This is a genomic window from Actinoallomurus bryophytorum (assembly GCF_006716425.1).
Taxonomy (GTDB): Bacteria; Actinomycetota; Actinomycetes; order Streptosporangiales; family Streptosporangiaceae; genus Actinoallomurus; species Actinoallomurus bryophytorum.
On sequence record NZ_VFOZ01000001.1, the window covers coordinates 3,995,459 to 4,015,417 of the forward strand.

Here is a 19,959-nt window from a genome sequence, read left to right on the forward strand (position 1 = left end):
TAGCCTCGGGCCATGGATGTAGCGCAGGGTCCGGTCGGTCGCCGGGAGCGGAAGAAGGCGGCCACTCGCACGCACATCGCGGATGCCGCGCTGGGCCTGTTCCTGGAGAGGGGCTACGAGAACGTGACGGTGCGCGACGTCGCCGCCGCGGCCGATGTGTCTCCCACCACGCTGCTGAACCACTTCCCGACGAAAGAGGCCCTCGTCGTCGATCTCGGGGATGAGATCGCGGTGGAGCTGACGAGAGCCGTGGTGGACCGCACGCCTGACACCGGCATCCTCGACGCGCTACGGGGATACGCCCGCGACCGGGTCGACCGGGCCGCGGCGGCGAACGACCCGGACTCGAAGCGCTTCATCGCACTCGTGCTGGAGAACCGCGACCTGTCCGAGTACTGGCACAAGACCTGGATGGGACACGAGAACGTCCTCGCCACGGCCATCCGCGATGAGATCGGCGCGGGGGACGACGACCTGCGCCCGGCGGTCACCGCCCATTTCGTCCTGGAGGCAATCACTTTCGCGATCCGCTCGGCTGACCCGAGACGGGCGCTGGACGCGGCCTTCGATGTCATCGTTAACGGCGCGTCAATCGAGTGAGCCGGCGTCGTGAGGCAGAGTGGGTGCTGTGGATTTCTCCGGCCTCCTCGCCCATCGAATTCGCAGGAGACGTGGTAGATGGCCAAGCTCCTTTTTGTCGAGGCGGTTAGCGTCCGTGCTGGGTCGCGTCACAGTGGGCGTAATCGGCTAGTTGGTACGTGTCTATTCGATTCTGTGGGCCGCCGCAGAGCGTGAGTATTTCGTTGAGAATTCGTGCGGAGTGTCCTCGGAGATGCCTCGCTGGGCGCCAGCGCCGTACCGCTGCTCATGGCCCGGCAGGGCGGAGCGTCGGATCCCGCCGTACACGCAGAACGCCGTGAAAGCGCTGGAACCTGGCCTGTCACGCCTATCCCAGGTCGTAGGCGCCGAGGCAGGTCGACCTGCCTCGGCACAACGCCACCGCCGCCGACCTACCGGGACGACTCGCCGTCCGGGCCGACCACCAACGCGAACACCCAAGCCACCGATCGATCCCCCACCCGACGAATGCGCTCGCCCCCGAGCGGGCACGATCACTCATGGGACCAGGGGCTTCGCCGCAGAATTTGCATCACCTGACCGAACTCAGCAAGCTCCTTGACTCCATAACTCGACCCCCGAAAGCGACACTTGATCGACCCGTCATGCCGCGGGAGGGAGGCACTCCCCGCCCGCCCAGGGGGGACTATCCCACTCCTATCCTCGTGGCCTGCGGGTTTGGCCACAAGGGTGTTCCACAGGCTGTGGATAACTTGCCACGGTCCAGCGCGGTGAGTGTAAGGAGTGGCGATGCGACTGCCAGGCCTGTCGGTGGCCATGGTGACCCTAGGGCTGCTCGCCCCACAGGCCGCCGGCCTACCGGCCGCCGCGCCGCCATCTGCCGCGCGACCCACCACCGTGCGACCCGCCACCGCGAACGTGCGACCCGCCACAGCGCCACCGGCCGCCGCCCTACCCGCAGATGCCCCCCAGCACGGCGCCCCACCCGCCACGGCCCCACCCGCACTCGCCTCGCAGCACGGCGCCCCACTGGCTACCCCGCTACCGGCCACCGCCGACCCGCGCGTCGTCGTCAAGGACGGGATGACGCAGCGCTCGTTCTCCTACCAGGACGCCATCCGCGAGACGGTCTATGTCGACGCGCCCGTCGACAGTGACCATGACGGCAGGCACGACCGGGTGGCGGTGTACGTCATCCGGCCCAAGGAGACCTCCTCAGGGCTCAAGGTCGCCTCGATCCTGGAGGCGAGCCCGTACTTCGGCGGCACCGTCGACACGCCCTACCACCCGGCCGACGTCACCGACCGCCCGCGGCTCGCGCCCTGGTCGCCCTCGCGCGGTCCCTGGAGGCCGCCCGACTACACCCGCGTCTACTACGACAACTACTTCGTCTCCCGGGGCTACGCGGTCCTGGCCGCCAGCACGCTCGGCACCGGTGACTCCACCGGCTGCCCCGGCGCCGTCAGCCCGGATGAGACCACCGCGATGAAGGCCGTCATCCAGTGGCTGACCGGCCGGGCCAAGGCGTACGCCGCAGACGGCAGGCCGGTCGCCGCCGGCTGGTCCACCCACAACGTCGCCATGGCGGGCAAGTCCTACGACGGCACGCTGCCGCTGGCGACGGCGGCCACCGGCGTCGACGGGCTCAAGACGGTCGTGTCGGTGTCGGGCGTCGCGAGCTGGTACGACTACTACCGCGGCGACGGCGGCGTCATCGCCCCCGGCGGCTACGAGGGCGAGGACGCCGACCTGCACGCCAAGGTCGTGCTGACCCGCAGGAACCCGGCGGTCTGCGCCCCCGCGATACACCGGATCGAGCAGGAGATGGACCGGGTCAGCGGCGACTACAACCGCTTCTGGGACGAGCGCAACTTCGCCAAGGACGCCGGGCGCTTCCGTGCCAGTGTCTTCGTGACCGGCGGCCTGAACGACTGGAACGTCAAGCCGAACCAGTTCCTCAACCTGTGGAAGGCGCTCGGCCGTGCCGGGGTGCCCCGCAAGCTGTGGATCCACCAGGCCCAGCACGACGACCCCATCGACGTACGCGGCCAGGTCTGGCTCGACACCCTCAACCGCTGGTTCGCGTACTGGCTCTACGGCATCCCGAACGGCATCATGTCCGAGCCCAAGGTCGACCTGGAACGCGCGCCGGGGCAGTGGACCACCGCCGCGGACTGGCCGGACCCGGCCGCGCGTACGGTCACGATGCGTCTCGGCGGCGCGCAGCCGGGCACCCTGGGCGGCAAAGAACTGACGACAAGCCAGGGATTCACGGACGCGCCCTCCCGTACGGCCGAGCAGCTCAGCGCCGACCCGGACCACGCCGACCCGAACCGCCTGATCTACCTGACACCCGCCCTCACCAAGCCGATGCGGCTCAGCGGCACCCCCGAGGTGAACCTCCGGGCCAGGGTGGACGGCCGGTCGCCGTACCTGTCGGCGATGCTCGTCGACTACGGCACGGACACCCGGTTCGCCGGCTTCGTCCCGACGGGCAGGCGGTGGTGCTACGGCGACGGCATCCCGGGCGACCAGGGGTGCCGGCCGGTGAGGCAGTACGTCACCAAGCGGACGCCGTACCAGATCGTCACGCGCGGCTGGCTGGACACGCGCAACCGCCGTTCGCAGGCGCGGACCGAGGCGGTCACCCCCGGCAGCACGTACGGGTTCGGCTGGCCGATGGTCCCCTACGACTACGTCTTCAAGCCGGGCCACCGGATCGGCCTGGTGATCATGGCGACCGACCACGACTACACGCTGCGTTATCCGGCGGGTACGAAGGTGTCGGTCGACGCCGGAAGCGCCCTCAGCCTGCCCCTCGCCGGCGGATGATGGCAATGACCCCTGGCGGGTAATGTGCGAGGCGTGACGAACCGGCCTGTGCTCGATGACATCCGGCGGGCCCCCAAGGTGCTGTTGCACGATCACCTTGACGGGGGGCTGCGCCCGGCGACCATCGCCGAACTCGCCCGCGCGAGCGGCTATGACCGGCTGCCCACGACCGACCCGGACAACCTGCGCACCTGGTTCGCGGAGGCGTCCGACTCGGGATCGCTGGAGCGCTACCTCGAGACGTTCGACCACACGGTCGGCGTCATGCAGACCGAGGAGGCGCTGACCCGCGTCGCGTACGAGTGCGCCGAGGATCTCGCGAACGACGGCGTCGTGTACGCCGAGGTCCGCTACGCCCCCGAGCAGCACACCCGGGGCACCCCCGGCGACGGCTCGCGCGCGCTCACCCTGGAGCAGGTCGTCGAGGCCGTGCTCAGGGGCTTCGCGGACGCCGGCCGTGACCACGGCATCCGGGTCGGCACCCTGCTGACCGCGATGCGCCACCAGGCTCGGAGCATGGAGATCGCCGAGCTCGCGGTCCGCTACCGCGACGCCGGGGTGGTCGGCTTCGACATCGCCGGCGCGGAGGCGGGCTACCCGCCCACCCGGCACCTGGACGCCTTCGAGTACCTCCAGCGCGAGAACTCCCACTTCACGATCCACGCGGGTGAGGCGTTCGGGCTGCCGTCGATCTGGCAGGCCATCCAGTGGTGCGGCGCCGACCGGCTCGGTCACGGCGTACGGATCATCGACGACATCACGGACCGCGACGGCGAGGAGCCCCAGCTGGGCCGGCTCGCCGCGTACGTACGCGACAAGCGCATCCCGCTGGAGATGTGCCCGAGCTCCAACGTCCAGACCGGCGCGGCCAAGTCGATCGCCGCGCACCCGATCGGGCTGCTGCGCCGTCTCTACTTCCGCGTCACCGTCAACACCGACAACCGGCTGATGAGCGGCACCACGCTGTCGGAGGAGTTCGCCAAGCTGGTCGAGGCGTTCGACTACGGCTGGGACGACCTGCAGTGGTTCACGGTCAACGCCATGAAGTCGGCCTTCCTCGGCTTCGACGAAAGGCTGGAGCTCATCAACGGTGTCATCAAGCCGGGCTTCGCCCAGCTGAAATGGAGGTCCCACCCATGACCGCCGCGGTGTTCCGCAAGACGCCGCCGGGCGCACGCGTCTTCCGTTCGGGAGTCCTGCGCTTCGCGGGCTGGGCGTGGATGGTGTTCGCCGCCCTCAACTTCGTCGACCTGATCTGGCGGGGCCGTGACATGGCCTCGGCGATCGCCGCGGCCCTGATGCTGCTGGGCACCGGCATCGCGTACGCCGTCGCGCTGCGGCCGCGCATCGTCGCCGACGACGAGGCCGTGTCGTTCCACAACCTGTTGCGCGACGTACGGCTGCCGTGGGAGGCCGTGACGCGCTTCGAGGGCGGCGACGCCGTGTACGCGCACGTCGGCGACCGCAGGTTCCGTGCCTTCATCCTGCAGACGTCGCCCCGCGCGCGTGCCAGGTCGGAGATGAAGGCCCGGCGCGAGGAGAAAAAGCTGCCCGAGGCCGTCGCGGCGTACATGAGGGGCCGTACCGCGACCGACTTCACGGTCGAGCAGCTGCGTGAGATGGCCGGACGGCACCGTTCGAAGGACGGCGTCGCCGAGGCGGCCGTGACGTGGTTCTGGCCGGCGGTTCTGGCGCTGGTGGTGCCGGGCCTGCTGGTCGTGGTGACGATCGCCATCGCGGTGGCCTGAAAGCCGGACAAGACTGGAGCGGACGACGGGATTCGAACCCGCGACCCTCACCTTGGCAAGGTGATGCTCTACCAGCTGAGCCACGTCCGCATTACGCGCCAGAATACCGGACTTCAGACGAGACCGGCGTCATGGGCGAGCAGGGCGACCTGAACACGGTTGTTGAGGCCGAGCTTGGTGAGCAGCCGCGAGACGTGTGCCTTGACCGTCGCGACGCTCATGTACAGCTCGGTGCCGATCTGGGCGTTGGACTTGCCCTGCCCGATGGCGATGACCACTTCGCGCTCGCGGTCGCTGAGCCGGCCCAGGAGCTCGCGCGCGGGACTGCGGTGCACCTCTGTGACCTGCGCGATCAGTCGGCGGGTGACGCTGGGGGACAGGATCGGCTCCCCGGCCGCCACCCGGCGGATGGCGTTGATGATCTCGGCCGGCGGAGTGTCCTTGAGCAGGAACCCGCCCGCGCCCGCGCGCAGCGCCCGTACGACGTGCTCGTCCGCGTCGAACGTGGTGAGGATGATGATCTCGGGTGCGCCGTCGCGCCCCCGGATCTGCTCGGTCGCGGCCAGCCCGTCCATCCGTGGCATCCGGATGTCCATCAGCACCACGTCCGGCGTGTGCTCGGCCACCAGCGCGCCGACCTTGTCACCGTCATCGGCCTCGGCGACGATCCGCAGATCCTCGGCTCCGGCCAGCATCATCGACAACCCCGTACGGACCAGAGCATCGTCATCGACGATCAGCACGCGGATGGTCACGCCGCTCAGACTAACCGGCGCCGTGTGGTCGCGCTCCGGCCGGATCAGGCCGCCGCGGGTCCGGTCCTCACGTCGCCTCGGGCCACGGAAGCCACGCGTGAACGCGGAAGTCGCCCTGGAGGGTACGGCCGTGCTCCAGCCGGCCGCCGGCCAGCATCGCGCGTTCGGTGAGGCCGATGAGTCCGGCGCCCGCACCGGGGATCTCCGGTGCGGTCTTCACCAGCGAGTTTCGCACCTCGACAGTGAGGCCGGAGCCGGCCGAGCCGCCCACCATCACCCGCACGGCGGCTCCCGGCGCGTGCTTACGCGCGTTGGTCAGCCCCTCCTGGACCGTACGGTAGGCGCTGCGGCCGATGTTGGCCGGGACGATGGAGTCGTCGTCGACCTGGTTGTCCCATCTCACCGCCATACCGGCCCGGCGGGACTCGTCGATCAGTGCGGGAAGGTCGGTCAGGCTGGGCTGCGGGCGCTCGGGCGCCCCGTCGCCCGCGTCGTCGCGGAGCACGCCGATCACCTCCCGCAGGTCCTGCAGCGCTTGGTGCGCGCTGGCCCGGATGACGCCGGCCGCCTGCGCGATCTCCACCGGCGGAGCGTCGGGACGGAACTCCAGCGCGCCCGCGTGCACGCTCAGCAGCGAGATCCGGTGTGCCAGCACGTCGTGCATCTCCCGCGCGATCCGGGCCCGCTCCTGGTGCCGCGCCTGCTCCACGCGCAACTGCTGCTCGGACTCGGCGCGTACCGCCCGGTCGCGCAGCGAGAGGACCAGCTGCCGCCGCGCGCGTACGAACATGCCCCACGCGACGACCGCGCCGATCAGGACGACGGTCCAGGTCATCGAGACCCAGTACGACTGGGTCGGGTCGGGATAGATCGCCGTGTAGACCGCGCTGCTGCCGACGTGTGCCACGGCGACGAGCGCCACCGTACGGAACGGCCGGTGGACCGCGACCGTGAAGACCAGAATGGCGGCCGCCCCGATGGACGTCACCGAGAAGAGCCCGGTGACGGCGAGGGCGAGCGCGAGCGGCACCGGCCAGCGGCGGCGTACCCAGAGCAGGAGGCACGCCGCCGACCCGAGGATGACGTCCGGGGGCCGTGGTGGGTGGGGCATCGAGTGGGGCGGATGGCTGGTGACGTAGAGCATGAACACGCCGGAACCGGCCGCCAGCACGAAGCACAGCACGTCGATCGCCCAGTCGCGCCCCGAGCGGCGAATCCGGTCCTCGGGGGCGTCCGCGGCCAGCAGCGCCGGCAGCAGCGATGGATGGTCGGGCCGGGGGGCCGCGATACCGCTCATGGTCCACCACGGTATGCGGGCCGCCTGGGTGCCGCATAGCGACCAAAGTCGACGCCGGCTAGCCGTCGGTCGCGGTCACCTGGGCGGGAAGGCGTACGGCGGGCGTCAGAGCCCCAGGGCGTCGGCGACGGACTCCCGCAGGGCGGCCAGCTCGCCGGTGGCCGTCGCCTGAGCCTCCTCGGTGGAGCCGGTCACCGGAACGACGACCTCCAGGTACGCCTTGAGCTTGGGCTCGGTGCCGGACGGGCGTACGACGACGCGCCCGCCGCCGGACAGGCGATAGCGCAGGACGTCCGACGGCGGCAGGCCGTCGAAACCGGTGGCCAGATCGTCGGCCTCGGTCACCGCGTGCCCGGCCAGCTCCGCCGGCGGGGCCTCCCGCAGCCGTGCCATCGCGTCCGAGATCAGCGACAGGTCGTCCACCCGTACCGACACCTGCGCGGTCGCGTGCAGGCCGTACCGCCGCGCCTGGTCCTCCAGCAGGTCCAGCAGCGTACGGCCCTCGGCCTTGGCCTCGGCGGCCAGCCCGGCCACCGTGAGCGCCGCGCCGATGCCGTCCTTGTCGTGTACGGGCACGCCCTCGTCGCCGCCGACGCAGTAGCCGAGCGCCTCCTCGTACCCATAGACCAGCCGGTCCCGGTCAGAGCCGCCCTTCATGATCCATTTGAAGCCGGTGAGCGTCTCGGCGTACCGCACGCCGTACTCCGCCGCGATCTTGCCCAGCAGGGACGAGGACACGATCGTGGTGGCGACCAGCCGGTCTGCCCCGTCGGTGTGCCGCAGGACGTGTTCGGCGAGCAACCCGCCGACCTCGTCTCCGGTCAGCATCCGCCCGCCGGCCGCGACCGCGCACCGGTCCGCGTCGGGGTCGTTCGCGATCACCAGGTCGCGGTTCTTGCCGAGGGCGAGCGCCAGGTCCATGGCGCCGGGCTCCTCGGGGTTCGGAAAGGAGACGGTCGGGAAGTCCGGGTCCGGCTCGGCCTGCTCGGCCACGACGTCCGGCACCGGGAACCCGCACCATTCGAACGCCCGCCGCAACACCGCGCCGCCGACGCCGTGGAGCGGCGTGTAGGCGATCGTCACGTCGCGGTGCGTCCCGAGGGGCAGCCGCGCGAGCGAACGCAGGTAGGACTCGACGATCCCGTCGTCCAGCATGCGCCAGTCGTCGCCCCGCGGCAGCTCGTCCACCCGGCCGACCGCGTCGATCGCCGTCGAGATCTCCTCGTCGAGCGGCGGGATGATCTGCGCGCCGTCCTCCCAGTAGACCTTGTACCCGTTGTCACGCGGCGGGTTGTGGCTGGCCGTCACCATGATCCCGGCGGAACACCCGAGGTGGCGGACGGCGTACGCGAGGACCGGTGTCGGCAGTGGCCGGGGCATCAGGTGCACGGTGATGCCGGCTCCGCCGAGTATCGCCGCGGAGTCCTGGGCGAACACGTCGGACTTGTGCCGCGCGTCGTAGCCGATCACCACGGAAGGCGGCGCCGCGAGGTCGTCGCGCGAGGCCAGGACGGAGGCCAGGCCCGCTGCGGCGCGCATCACCGTGACGCGGTTCATGCGGTTCGGCCCCGCGCCGAGCTCACCGCGCAGACCCGCCGTGCCGAACTCCAGCTTCGCCCCGAAGCGGTCGGCCAGGGCCTCCGGATCATCGAGAAGCGCCGCCAGCTCGGCGCGCGTCTCCGGATCCGGGTCCTGCTCCAGCCACGCGTCGGCCCGCGCCCTGTCGCTCACCGCGCCTCCCTCACAGGCCCTTCACGAGCTTGCCGAGCAGCTCGCCCATGCGCGCCGCGGCATCGCGGCCGGCGGCCAGCACCTCCTGGTGGTCCAGGGGCTTGCCGGCGAGCCCGGCGGCGATGTTCGTCACGAGGGAGATACCCAGTACGTCGGCGCCGCCCTCACGCGCCGCGATCGTCTCCGGCACGGTCGACATGCCGACCAGGTCCGCGCCGAGCGTCCGCAGCATCCGGATCTCGGCCGGGGTCTCGTACGACGGGCCGGGCAGCGCCGCGTACACACCCTCGGCGAGCGTCGGGTCGATCTCCTTGGCGAGGGCACGCAGGGCCGGGGAGTACGCGTCGGTCAGGTCCACGAAGGTCGGGCCGATGATGGGGTTGTGGCCGGTGAGGTTGAGGTGGTCCGAGATGAGGACCGGGTCGCCGACCTGCTGTGTCTCCGGCCGGGTGCCACCCGCCGCGTTGGTGAGCACGACGGTCTGGACGCCCGCCGCCAGAGCCGTACGGACGCCGTGCACGACGGACGCGGGGCCGTGCCCCTCGTACAGGTGGGTACGGCCCAGGAAGATCAGTACGCGCTTCGAGCCGACATCGAGGACGCGGATCCGTCCCTGGTGGCCGGGTACGGCCGGCGGTGCGAACCCGGGCAGCTCGGTCATGCCGAGGTCCAGGTCGGGCGTGCCCAGCGCGTCCGCGGCAGGCACCCACCCCGAGCCCATGACCAGGGCGACGTCGAAGGTTTCGGTCGTGGTGTGCCGGCGCAGCCCGTCGGCTGCCCAATGGGCGAGATCGTAGGCGTCGTTGCTCACAGGCGCCAAGATTACCCAGCTCTGACCGGTTTCGATCAGTCGCCGAGCGAGCGGCAGGGCCGGGTGCGCAGATCCTTGACGTAGTCGTCGGGCGCTCCGGCCTTCTCCGCCGCGTCGGCGAGGATGCCCAGGTAACGCGCGGAGGGCAGGCCGCCCTCGTAAGCGTCGAGGACGTAGAGCCAGGCGAGGACGTCACCGTCGAGGGTGGCGATACGTACGCGGGTCTTGCGGTAGACCCCGAGGGCCGCGCCCTCCCACTCGTCCAGCGCCTGCTCGTCGAGATCCGGCACGTCGTAGAGCGAGACGAAGACGTGCTCGCCGGAGTCCTCGGCGACGGTGGCCAGGGCTCCTTCGAACCCGACGTTCTCGCCGCCGAACGTCAGCCGCCAGTCCTGCAGCCAGCCGGTGGTGCGCAGGGGCGAGTGCGGAGCCCGCCGCGCCATCTGGTCGGGATCCATGTTGGAGGCGTACGCCGCATACAAGGCCACGGTCGCCCAGCGTACGGCCTGTACGGGCGCGGCGGCACGTTAACTCCCGGAGTGCGGGAGAATGAAGGATGTGACACGCATCGCCATCATCGGAGGGGGCCCCGGCGGCTACGAAGCCGCCCTCGTCGCCGCACAGCTGGGCGCCGACGTGACCGTCGTCGAACGCGACGGCCCCGGAGGCGCTTGCGTGCTGACCGACTGCGTCCCCTCCAAGACACTCATCGCGACCTCGACCCGCATGGCCACCCTGTCGGAGTCGGCCTCACTGGGAGTCCGGTTCTCCGGCGGCGGCGACGGTGTCGTCGGCGGCATCGAGGTCGATCTCCCGCTCGTGAACAAACGGGTGAAGGAACTCGCCTGGGCGCAGTCCGGCGACATCGAGAAGCGCGTCGCCGGCGAGGGCGTCCGGATCGTCCATGGCTCCGCGCGCTTCGTCGACCCCCAGATCGTGGCCGTCGGCGACGAGCGCATCCGGGCCGACATCATCCTCATCGCCACCGGCGCGACGCCGCGCGAGCTGCCCGGCTCCGAGCCCGACGGCGAGCGGATCCTCACCTGGCGCCAGTTGTACGACCTGTCCGAGCTGCCCGAGCACCTGATCGTGGTGGGCTCCGGCGTGACCGGCGCGGAGTTCGCCGGCGCGTACCTCGCCCTGGGCTCACGGGTCACTCTGGTGTCCTCGCGCGACCACGTCCTGCCCAACGAGGACGAGGACGCGGCCCACGTGCTCGAGGACGTCTTCCAGCGCCGCGGCATGGAGCTGCTGGCCCGCTCGCGTGCGGCCGGTGTACGCCGGACCGCCGACGGCGTCGAGGTGACGCTGACGGACGGCCGCAAGGTCGAGGGGTCGCACTGCCTGATGACCGTCGGCATGGTGCCCAACACCCAGGGCCTCGGCCTGGAGGAGGCCGGCGTCGTCCTGGACGAGCGCGGCTTCGTACGCGTGGACAAGGTCTCGCGCACGTCGGCGGCGCACGTGTACGCGGCGGGCGACTGCACCGGCATCCTGATGCTCGCCTCGGTCGCCGCCATGCAGGGCCGGATCGCCATGTGGCACGCCCTCGGCGAGGCCGTACAGCCGCTGAAGCAGGGCTGGGTGTCCGCGAACATCTTCACCGACCCGGAGGTCGCCGCGGTCGGCGTCACCCAGGCACAGATCGACTCGGGCGAGGTGCCGGCGCGGATCGTCAAGCTGCCGCTCTCGACCAACCCGCGCGCCAAGATGCAGGGCTTCCTCGACGGCTTCGTGAAGCTGTTCTGCCGCCCGGCGACGGGCATCGTGCTCGGCGGCGTGATCGTCGCCCCGCGGGCGAGCGAGCTGATCCTCGGCCTGTCCATGGCGGTCCAGCAACACCTGACCGTCGACCAGGTCGCCCACACGTTCGCCGTCTATCCCTCGGTCTCGGGCAGCATCACCGAGGCGGCCCGCCGTCTGATGCAGGACTCGGCCTACTAGGGACTTGTTTTGTGGATCTTGGTCGGTGAGTGTGGGTTGATGGCGTGTCATGGTGCGTCGTCATGAGTTGAGTGATGCCGCGTGGGCGCGGATCGAGCCGTTGTTGCCTGCTCATCCGCGTCAGGGCGGGCGGTGGCGGGATCACCGGCAGGTGGTCAACGGAATCGTGTGGAAGATCCGCACGGGCGCCGATTGGCGGGACATCCCGGAACGGTATGGGCCCTGGCAGACGGTCTATCAACGGTTCAGCCGCTGGTCAGCCGATGGCACCTGGAACCGCCTGCTCGAACACGTCCAGATCCGCGATGATGCGATCGGTGAGGTGGACATGACGGGTGTGTGCGTGGACTCCACCATCGTGCGCGCTCATCAGCATTCCGCAGGCGCCCGCAAAAAGGGGACCCTGCCGGGACGAACGGGCAGCAAGATCACCAAACGGACCGGGCGCTCGGACGATCCCGCGGCGGGCTGACCACCAAGGTCCACCTGGCCTGTGACGGACGCGGCCTGCCGCTGGCGTTCGTGATCACGGGCGGCAACATCAACGACTGCACCCGCCTGATCCAGGTCATCGAAGCGATCCGGATCCCCCGCACCCACGCGGGGCGGCCGCGCGTCCGGCCGATCCACCTCATCGCCGACAAGGGCTATTCCACCAACAAGATCCGCCTCTACCTGCGCCTGCGCCGGATCCCGCACACCATCCCCGAACGCCGTGACCAACTCGCCGTGCGCGCCCGGCGTGGTTGGCGCCGCTGCGGCTTCGACAAGGAGATCTACCGGCGCCGCAACGTCGTCGAACGCTGCTTCGGCCACCTCAAACGCTTCCGCGGACTCGCCACCCGCTACGAAAAACTCGCCGCTCATTATCGGAGTGTGGTGACCATCGCCAGCCTCATCTTGTGGCTCAACCAAGATCCACAAAACAGGCCCTAGGGACTTGTCCCGAAGTCATGCTGTTGTCGTGCGGCGCCGCCTGGGTGGCGCCGGGGTGGCGTTATCCACAGAATCCCGCTCTACTTTCGCCCGCCGCTGATCCCACTGGACAATGAGAGTGGGATGGCACCCCCGGGCGGGTGGGCTCCAGGACTGGGCGGCTCCAGGACTGGGCGGCTCCAGAGCGGGGCGGGACCCCAGACCGAGGACTTCGAGACAGGCAGCAGTAGCACTACTGGCCGGGCGGTTCCTCGGCCGGGAACATGATCGGGCTGAGCAGGTGCCGCGTGCGTTCCGGTGAGGGTCCGTTCCTCATGCGGGGCACGATCACGGCGCGCAGCTCGCCGATCATCTCGACCAGCTCGTCCGGGCTGAGCCAGAGGGCGTGCTGCCGGTAGCCCACGTTGTCGGCCGCGGGGTCGGCCTGGTCCCGGTCGAGGTAGGCGTTGAACTCGGCCAGCAGGACGGCCATGGCCAGGGCGAACACCCGGCGGTGATCCTCCACGGATACCGACGCGGCCGTCTCTGCGTCGATCACGGCTCGTGCCCGACGCAGCCGGTACCGGCGTTCGACGGCCCCGCGCACCCGGTGTTCGCCGTCCACCTCGAGCAGACCACCCTCGGCCAGCAGGCCGACGTGGCGGTACACCGTGGCCTTGGAGACGTCGGGCAGCAGTTCGCAGAGCTGCGCGGTGGTGAGCGCCCGCCCGCCGGACATGGCGTGCACGATGCGGAGCCGCACCGGATGCAGGAGCAGGTCCACCGTGTCCATGGACGCACGATCTCACACTTGATACCTTTCTCAAACTTGAGAAAGATAGAGAGGTGGACCATGCCCGACCGATCACCCACCGCCGCCGTCGCCCCACCGCTGGGCCGCCTGTACGAGGCCGGTGGGCGGCGCCTGATGCTGCACCGCTCCGGTCAGGGAGGCCCGGCGGTGGTGTTCCTGCCAGGGTCGGCCCTCGTCGGCCTCGACTACGTGAACATCCACGAGCGAGTCGCCGAGCTGACCACGAGCGTGCTGTACGACCGGGCGGGCACCGGCTGGAGCGAGCCCGCCGACCTGCCCCGTACCGCGGCCGAGGTCACCGGCGAGCTGCACGACCTGCTGCGCACCGCTGGCGTACCTGCCCCGTACGTGCTGGCCGGTCACTCTCTGGGAGGCGCCTACGCGCGCCACTTCGCCCAGCGTTTCCCCGGCGAGGTGGCCGGGCTGCTCCTGCTGGACCCCTTCCACGAGGACATGGCCGCCCGCGCCCCGCGGCAGGTGCTGGAGATGCTGGAGCAGATGAAGAACCAGGAGCTTCCGGAGGCGACCGAGGAGCAGATCGAGGCCTCACGAGGCCCTGTCGAAGAGCACTTCAAGACGTGGCCGGAGCGCGTACGCCGGCCGCTCGTCGAATACCACCTGGCCGCCTGGCGGACCGGCTGGTACGAGGGCCGCAATCTCTACGACGAGGTCGCCGGCGAGCTCCGGAACGCCCCCGAGCTCCCCGACGTGCCCCTGATCGTCCTGTCCGCGATGGGCCACGACGCCACCCAGGCGCACCTGTGGCCCGAGGAGCTCCTGCGCGAGATCAATGACGGCAAGCGCGCCCTGCACGCGGAGCTGGCGGCCTCGGTGCCGCGTGGCGAGCACCGCGTCCTCGAGGACGCCGGTCACGGCTGGGCCCACGAGGAACGCCCCGACGCCGTACTCCAGGCCATCACCGAGCTCCTCGTCACCGCTCGACACTGACTCATCCACGGGCTGTGGACAAGTTCAGTGGGGCGGGTGGCCGCGCTGCGGATCGTCGGGGACAGGGAGGCCGTGCTGGCGTAGCCGGGCCTGGCGGATGTCACTGAAGTTGATCACCACGACGAACGTGCTGCCCAGCAGGGCCAGTACGGCGACGGCCACACGGATGCCCCACTCGGCGGGCAGCAGGCCGAGCAGGACGCACAGCGGGACCATGAGCGCGAGGTGGCGGGCCAGTATGCGGCCACGCCACCCCGCGTCGGTCAGGTCGTGCTGTACCCAGCTGCGGTGTTCTTCCGGCAGCCGGAACCCAGCGGCGTACCGGATACGCCGCAGGGGTCCCGGATCCCCGGGCAGCCGGGTCAGCGGGAACCCCGCTTACCAGTCGCCCCCGCCGAAGTCACCGCCACCGAAGTCTCCACCGTCGAAGCCGCCGAAGTCGCCGCCTCCGATGTCGAAGCCGCTGTCGCCTCCGCCACCGTCGTTGCCTCCTCCGTCGTAGCCGCCGTATCCGCCGCCGAAACCACCGAAGCCGCCGCCGAAACCGCCACCGAACATCGAGCCGAGTGCGGTGCCGATCAGGATGCCGCTCAGCATGTCACCGCCGCCGAAGCCGGAGTAGTACCCACCGGCGTACGGGGCGTACATCGGTCCCGCGTCCCAGTACGGCCGCTGGTAACCGCCGACCGAGACGAGCCGCGCGTCGGGGTCCTGGCCGGACAGCACACGCTGCGTGTCGGCCGCGCACGCGGGGACTGAACGCGGTGCGCCGCCGGGAGGAGCCCAGGAGACGTCCTGCACGGACGGGCCGTGCTGGGGGTTGAAGAAGCAGGGAGCGCGCCGCTCGGGCACCGGCTCGCCGTCGACCCGCGCGCGTACCGCGGTCATGAAGTAACGACCGTCCTCCAGCGCCGTGGTGACCTTGCGCATGTCCTCGGGCCGCTGAGCCGTGTCGACCGCGGTCTTGGCCTGGTCATAGGAGCCCAGGGCCTTCTCGTAGTCCTCTTTGGCCTGCGGGTCGAGGCTGGGGTCCATGACGTTGAGGTTGAGCGCGGAGATGTCCTCGCCCAGGCGAGTGACGTCCTCGTACACGCTGTCCTTCAGCTCGGCCATCTCCTGCGCCTTGCGCCGCTTGCGGCGCCGGGAGACGAAGATGATCGCGCCGACACCGCCGGCGACGAGCAGGACGAGGATGACCAGGACGACGGTCGTGCCCGCGGCGCTGCTCGACTTCTTGTCCTGGACGGCCTTGTCGAACTGCTGGTCGAGGTTGAGCAGCAGACTCTTGAGGTCGGAGGACTGCCCGCGCGCCTGCGCGACCAGCTCGTTGATCTTGCTGCTGTCCAGGCCGTCGTGGGATCCGGCGATCACCTTGGAGCCCTGGGCGTCGAGCAGGATCAGGCTGCCCTTCCGGCCCAGCGCGCGGTCGAGCTGGGTCAGGCCGCTGGAGTTCACACGCTCGGTCTTGACGATCGCGATCCGGATCGTGGACTTGTCGTCCTTGAGCGTGCTGACCACGGCCTGCTGGTCCCCGGAGGACAACTTGGCGCCGGAGTCCTGAGACAGGTAGAAGCGCTGGGACTTCAGCCCCTGCACCACCTTGTCGAACGAGTCGGCGCCGGCCGGGGACGCGAACCCCAGGAACACGGCGATGATCGCGGCCAGTACGGCGGGAATCGTTATACGGCGAATCTTCATGACGCCTTCATAGTGATCAGTTTTACCTTTGTTTTACTACGACGGACGAAAAGCTCGCCTGGTTTGTTCCGATCAGGAGCGATGGAGATCGTTGCGTAGCACTGCTGCACGAGGTCCCCCCTGAACTGACCGTAGCCCGTTGTAGCCCACACGCTACGCTCAGGATCGACCTCGTAGTACGGAGTGGCCCCTTCTCGAAGCAGGTCAGGGGTCTCCCGGGCCCTCACGGCCGGGGCGTACGCGGGGCAGGCGCGTACCGCCGGCCGCTTGCCACCGTGCCGTCCCCGTGCAGTGGGTTTGAACCAGCAGGGGTGAGCCCTCGCCCGTTACGGGCCGCCTCCGACGCGCCGCGGCCCATGTCGATCAGGACTAAGGCCTCATCCGAAGTCCTCGGTCTGGGCCCCGCTCCGTCTGGAGCCCTCCCGTCTGGAGCCCTCCCGTCTGGAGCCCACCCACCTGGAGCCCACCCACCTGGAGCCCACCCACCCGGGGGTTGCCATCCCACTCTCATTGTCCAGCCAGAACAACGACGGGCGAAAGCAGAGCGGGGTTCTGTGGATAACCCCAGGCGTCACCCAGGCGGCGCCACACGGCAAAGCGGGACTTTGAGACAGGGCCCTGATACCTCGGCCAGGTCCGGCACCCTACGGGCCGCGTCGAGGGCCTTCCCGGCCGCGCTGTAGGCGTCGGGCGCGTCCCGCAGCCGGCCGCCGGCGCCCACCAGCGCCTCGCCCAGGCTCACGAGCTAGAGACGCTCAGCCTTCCTTGATCTCACAGATCACCGCGCCGCTGGAGACGGTCTGGCCGACCTCGGCGGAAAGCCCGCTGACCGTACCGGCCTTGTGCGCGGTAAGCGGCTGCTCCATCTTCATCGCCTCCAGCACGACGATCGGGTCGCCCGCCGCCACGGTGGCGCCGTCCTCGGCCACGACCTTGACGATGGTGCCCTGCATGGGGCTGACCAGGGCGTCACCACCGATCTCGCGGGCGCCGGCCTTCTGCCCGCCCCTCCGCTTGGCCGGAGCGGACGCCGCCGCGGCCGGGGCGCCGCCGCCCAGCCCCGCGGGGAGCACGACCTCGATGCGCTTGCCACCGACCTCGACCGTGACCTTCTCCCGCTCGCCGGGCTCGTCGCCCTCGGCCACTCCCTCGTACGGCGCGATGCGGTTGTCGAACTCGGTCTCGATCCACCGCGTGTGCACACGGAACGGCTCGTCGGTGAACGCCGGATCCTCGACCACCGTCCGATGGAACGCGATGACGGTGGGCATGCCCTCGATCTCGAACTCGGCGAGCGCCCGCCGCGCCCGCTGCAGAGCCTGCGTCCGGTCCGCGCCGGTGACGACGAGCTTGGCGATCATCGAGTCGTACATCTGAGGAACCGTCATGCCCTGCTCGAACCCGGTGTCGAGCCGCACCCCGGGCCCGGTGGGCGGGCTCCACTTCCGTACGGTCCCGGGCGCCGGCAGGAAGTTACGCCCGGCGTCCTCGGCGTTGATCCGGAACTCGAAGGAGTGCCCGCGCAGCTCAGGGTCGTCGTAGCCGATCGTCTCGCCGTCCGCGATCCGGAACTGCTCGCGTACGAGGTCGACCCCGGCGACCTCCTCGCTCACCGGGTGCTCGACCTGCAGGCGGGTGTTGACCTCGAGGAAGGAGATCGTGCCGTCCTGGCCGACGAGGAACTCACAGGTGCCGGCGCCGACGTACCCGGCCTCTTTGAGGATGGCCTTGGAGCTGTTGTAGAGGAGGTCTCTCTGTTCTGTGGTCAGAAACGGAGCGGGCGCCTCTTCGACGAGCTTCTGGTGGCGGCGCTGCAGTGAGCAGTCGCGGGTGGAGACGACGACGACGTTGCCGTCCTTGTCGGCGAGACACTGGGTCTCGACGTGGCGCGGCTTGTCGAGGTACCGCTCGACGAAGCACTCCCCACGCCCGAACGCGCCGACCGCCTCGCGTACGGCGGACTCGTAGTGGTCAGGCACTTCTTCGAGCGTGCGGGCGACCTTCAGCCCCCGCCCACCCCCGCCGAACGCCGCCTTGATCGCGATCGGCAGGCCGTGCTCTCTAGCGAACTCCACGACCTCGCCGGCGTCGTTGACCGGATCCTTGGTACCGGCGACGAGGGGAGCCCCGACCTTCTGCGCGATATGCCGCGCCTGCACCTTGTCCCCGAGCGCCTCGATCGCACTGGGCGGAGGCCCGATCCAGGTGAGCCCGGCGTCGATGACGGCTTGGGCGAACCCGGCGTTCTCAGCGAGGAACCCGTAGCCGGGATGCACGGCGTCGGCACCACTCTCTTTGGCGACGCCGAGAAGCTTGCCGATGTCGAGGTAGCTCTCAGCCGCACTCTGCCCCCCGAGCGCGTACGCCTCGTCGGCGACCTGAACGTGCAATCCGTCGAGGTCAGGCTCGGAGTAGACGGCAACACTGCCGATCCCAGCGTCCTTACAGGCACGCGCGATCCGCACCGCGATCTCACCCCGGTTGGCAATCATGACCTTACGCACGACGACTCCTCGCTCTTGCCGATCGCACAGAGTCTAGGCAAGCCGGTCATGCCCCTCACCAATGCCCGCCGAGTTGTCGGCTTCGCCCACCGCGACGTCCGGCTCGCGTCGGTGCTCATCGGGTGCGTCGTGGGGTCGGCGAGGTCGTCTCGTTCGGTCACCGCACGTGGGTCTTAGACGCCAACGGCCCGCGCACCCCTGCGATGGAAGGTGTCCCAGGCTCCTGCCGGCCGGCGAGTAGGTGCGATCCCAGGATGTGCGGTGCCGATGAGGGGCCGCGAGAGGGAACAGAATCATTGATCATCTATTTCGGACGGCGGCATGCATAATTTGCCTCTTTTGGTCTTCCATCGCGCATGCCGGTTATGCGAGACACGCGGGTACGTGGCTGCTCTTCTCGAGAGACTGTCCGGAACCGGACAGTCAAGAACCTGTCACCAACGCCTGGTCGGATGGTTAATTTGCAGCGCGATCTGGAAAGCTGCGGCGAAAGTTCGTTAGGCTGAGTCTCTATGTTCGATACGGCGCCTCCCGCACCACTCGCCATGCCGCGTTCGTGCACTGAAGCCCATTTCGGTTCGGAGCACGAACAAGTGGTCTTGTGCGCGAACGGCCGTTCCCGAGATGACGCTCCCCTTACCCGCGTCCCCCCGCGGGGACGGGGAGCCCGTCGCGACCTGGCGTCCTCACTCGCTCGCTGGTCGGAGATGCCGGCGACCGGATCGAACAGCCGTTCACACATGCAGCATCCGTCACGCACCGTCGCTGCCCGTTCGGTCGAACACGGCCGACCAGAGTCCACTCCGAAGGAGAAGTAGACCAGCGCGAGGGAAGAAGACGACATCAGCGCTCCGGCCGTATCCGCCTCGAAGAGGAGGTCGCGTGCTCGGGCGTTCGGTGACTGCGGATGAGCTAGGTGGAACCCGAGCTCGTCACCCGCCGTCCGATCGGAAAGGCACCGAATCATGCTTCCGGTTCGGAGGACTCCACCGTTTATAGAGGTCAGGGACGAGCTCAGCTAATGCCATGCTTCATTCAATAGGTTCTCGAAGAAGGGAAAGACAATGTCCGGAGACAAGCGCGGCGGAAATCTTGGCGCTCTGCACGACCTGTCAACGATGTTCAGTAAGCACTCGAAGAACCTCGACCAGATCATCCGTGACCTGAACGGCAAGACCGTCAACAGCCAGAACGACTGGTGGGGCCCCGGCGCGGAACGTTTCCGCCAGGCATGGCAGGAGGCCAAGGGGTCCTTCGACAAGATGGCCCACGCCCTGGAAGAGGGCGGCCAGGACGTCAAGAAGTCCGCACAGAACATCGAACGCGCGACCAGCTAAAGTCGTGCCGGGTCACGGCTCTTGGACAGAGGGCCGTGACCCGGCT

16 protein-coding genes, 1 tRNA gene and 1 pseudogene are annotated in these 19,959 nt (G+C 69.6%); 8 read left to right on the forward strand and 10 right to left on the reverse strand.

Annotated features, from left to right (window positions below):
* Positions 1 to 12 precede the first annotated feature (12 nt).
* From FB559_RS18930 to FB559_RS18945, 4 genes are all read left to right on the forward strand, one after another.
* Entirely contained in the window at positions 13 to 600 is a 588-nt protein-coding gene (locus FB559_RS18930; protein ID WP_141956859.1) for a TetR/AcrR family transcriptional regulator, read from the forward strand.
* Between the two features lie 768 nt (positions 601 to 1,368).
* The gene (locus FB559_RS18935; RefSeq protein ID WP_246121732.1) at positions 1,369 to 3,411 is read left to right on the forward strand and encodes a Xaa-Pro dipeptidyl-peptidase; all 2,043 of its coding nucleotides are present in this window, start codon (positions 1,369 to 1,371) and stop codon (positions 3,409 to 3,411) included.
* 33 nt (positions 3,412 to 3,444) lie between these two features.
* Positions 3,445 to 4,551, forward strand: coding sequence for an adenosine deaminase (locus tag FB559_RS18940; RefSeq protein ID WP_141956860.1), 1,107 nt, complete (start codon positions 3,445 to 3,447; stop codon positions 4,549 to 4,551).
* Positions 4,548 to 5,159 carry a PH domain-containing protein gene (locus FB559_RS18945; protein WP_185792287.1) on the forward strand — a complete coding sequence of 204 codons (612 nt, stop codon included), beginning with the start codon at positions 4,548 to 4,550 and terminating at the stop codon, positions 5,157 to 5,159. The genes FB559_RS18940 and FB559_RS18945 overlap by 4 nt, the downstream gene beginning before the upstream one ends.
* Positions 5,160 to 5,173: 14 nt before the next feature.
* On the opposite strand, the gene FB559_RS18950 is transcribed toward FB559_RS18945, so the two are convergent.
* The 6 genes from FB559_RS18950 to FB559_RS18975 all read right to left on the reverse strand — a co-directional run bounded on the left by FB559_RS18950 (position 5,174) and on the right by FB559_RS18975 (position 10,241).
* Positions 5,174 to 5,249, reverse strand: a tRNA-Gly gene (locus FB559_RS18950).
* 23 nt (positions 5,250 to 5,272) lie between these two features.
* Complete coding sequence (locus tag FB559_RS18955; RefSeq protein WP_141956862.1) at positions 5,273 to 5,914, reverse strand: response regulator; 642 nt, start codon at positions 5,912 to 5,914, stop codon at positions 5,273 to 5,275.
* Between the two features lie 67 nt (positions 5,915 to 5,981).
* The gene (locus FB559_RS18960; RefSeq protein ID WP_141956863.1) at positions 5,982 to 7,211 is read right to left on the reverse strand and encodes a sensor histidine kinase; all 1,230 of its coding nucleotides are present in this window, start codon (positions 7,209 to 7,211) and stop codon (positions 5,982 to 5,984) included.
* A gap of 105 nt (positions 7,212 to 7,316) precedes the next feature.
* Complete coding sequence (locus FB559_RS18965) at positions 7,317 to 8,942, reverse strand: phospho-sugar mutase (RefSeq protein ID WP_141956864.1); 1,626 nt, start codon at positions 8,940 to 8,942, stop codon at positions 7,317 to 7,319.
* A 10-nt stretch (positions 8,943 to 8,952) separates the two neighbouring features.
* Positions 8,953 to 9,753 carry a purine-nucleoside phosphorylase gene (locus tag FB559_RS18970; RefSeq protein WP_141956865.1) on the reverse strand — a complete coding sequence of 267 codons (801 nt, stop codon included), beginning with the start codon at positions 9,751 to 9,753 and terminating at the stop codon, positions 8,953 to 8,955.
* A gap of 35 nt (positions 9,754 to 9,788) precedes the next feature.
* On the reverse strand, positions 9,789 to 10,241 hold the full coding sequence (locus FB559_RS18975; protein WP_141956866.1) for a gamma-glutamylcyclotransferase family protein: 453 nt from the start codon (positions 10,239 to 10,241) through the stop codon (positions 9,789 to 9,791).
* Positions 10,242 to 10,311: 70 nt separating this feature from the next.
* On the opposite strand from FB559_RS18975, the gene FB559_RS18980 reads away from it, so the two are divergent.
* The gene (locus FB559_RS18980) at positions 10,312 to 11,697 is read left to right on the forward strand and encodes an NAD(P)H-quinone dehydrogenase (RefSeq protein ID WP_141956867.1); all 1,386 of its coding nucleotides are present in this window, start codon (positions 10,312 to 10,314) and stop codon (positions 11,695 to 11,697) included.
* Between the two features lie 49 nt (positions 11,698 to 11,746).
* Positions 11,747 to 12,633, forward strand: a pseudogene (locus tag FB559_RS18985) (IS5 family transposase).
* A 232-nt stretch (positions 12,634 to 12,865) separates the two neighbouring features.
* On the opposite strand, the gene FB559_RS18990 reads toward FB559_RS18985, so the two are convergent.
* Positions 12,866 to 13,405 (reverse strand): helix-turn-helix domain-containing protein, encoded by a 540-nt coding sequence (locus FB559_RS18990; protein WP_141956868.1) that lies wholly within the window; start codon positions 13,403 to 13,405, stop codon positions 12,866 to 12,868.
* A gap of 60 nt (positions 13,406 to 13,465) precedes the next feature.
* On the opposite strand from FB559_RS18990, the gene FB559_RS18995 reads away from it, so the two are divergent.
* On the forward strand, positions 13,466 to 14,374 hold the full coding sequence (locus tag FB559_RS18995; RefSeq protein WP_221640077.1) for an alpha/beta fold hydrolase: 909 nt from the start codon (positions 13,466 to 13,468) through the stop codon (positions 14,372 to 14,374).
* A 24-nt stretch (positions 14,375 to 14,398) separates the two neighbouring features.
* Here FB559_RS18995 and FB559_RS43965 read toward each other — a convergent pair whose 3' ends face one another.
* From FB559_RS43965 to FB559_RS19010, 3 genes are all read right to left on the reverse strand, one after another.
* A complete protein-coding gene (locus FB559_RS43965; protein ID WP_185792600.1) occupies positions 14,399 to 14,740 on the reverse strand; it encodes a DUF5313 family protein in 342 nt (113 codons plus the stop codon).
* A 12-nt stretch (positions 14,741 to 14,752) separates the two neighbouring features.
* Positions 14,753 to 16,072: a hypothetical protein gene (locus FB559_RS43970; protein ID WP_185792289.1), complete on the reverse strand. Its 1,320-nt coding sequence runs from the start codon at positions 16,070 to 16,072 to the stop codon at positions 14,753 to 14,755.
* 755 nt (positions 16,073 to 16,827) lie between these two features.
* Positions 16,828 to 18,576 (reverse strand): acetyl/propionyl/methylcrotonyl-CoA carboxylase subunit alpha, encoded by a 1,749-nt coding sequence (locus FB559_RS19010; RefSeq protein ID WP_141956870.1) that lies wholly within the window; start codon positions 18,574 to 18,576, stop codon positions 16,828 to 16,830.
* 1,064 nt (positions 18,577 to 19,640) lie between these two features.
* Here FB559_RS19010 and FB559_RS19015 point away from each other — a divergent pair.
* Positions 19,641 to 19,913 carry a WXG100 family type VII secretion target gene (locus tag FB559_RS19015; protein ID WP_141956871.1) on the forward strand — a complete coding sequence of 91 codons (273 nt, stop codon included), beginning with the start codon at positions 19,641 to 19,643 and terminating at the stop codon, positions 19,911 to 19,913.
* Positions 19,914 to 19,959 lie beyond the last annotated feature (46 nt).

Coding starts and splice junctions, on each gene's coding strand:
- FB559_RS18960 (WP_141956863.1), bottom strand. CDS start 7,211: ATGAGCGGTATCGCGGCCCCCCGGCCCGACCATCCATCGCTGCTGCCG.
- FB559_RS18995 (WP_221640077.1), top strand. CDS start 13,466: ATGCCCGACCGATCACCCACCGCCGCCGTCGCCCCACCGCTGGGCCGC.
- FB559_RS43970 (WP_185792289.1), bottom strand. CDS start 16,072: ATGAAGATTCGCCGTATAACGATTCCCGCCGTACTGGCCGCGATCATC.
- FB559_RS18990 (WP_141956868.1), bottom strand. CDS start 13,405: ATGGACACGGTGGACCTGCTCCTGCATCCGGTGCGGCTCCGCATCGTG.
- FB559_RS18935 (WP_246121732.1), top strand. CDS start 1,369: ATGCGACTGCCAGGCCTGTCGGTGGCCATGGTGACCCTAGGGCTGCTC.
- FB559_RS18930 (WP_141956859.1), top strand. CDS start 13: ATGGATGTAGCGCAGGGTCCGGTCGGTCGCCGGGAGCGGAAGAAGGCG.
- FB559_RS18945 (WP_185792287.1), top strand. CDS start 4,548: ATGACCGCCGCGGTGTTCCGCAAGACGCCGCCGGGCGCACGCGTCTTC.
- FB559_RS19015 (WP_141956871.1), top strand. CDS start 19,641: ATGTCCGGAGACAAGCGCGGCGGAAATCTTGGCGCTCTGCACGACCTG.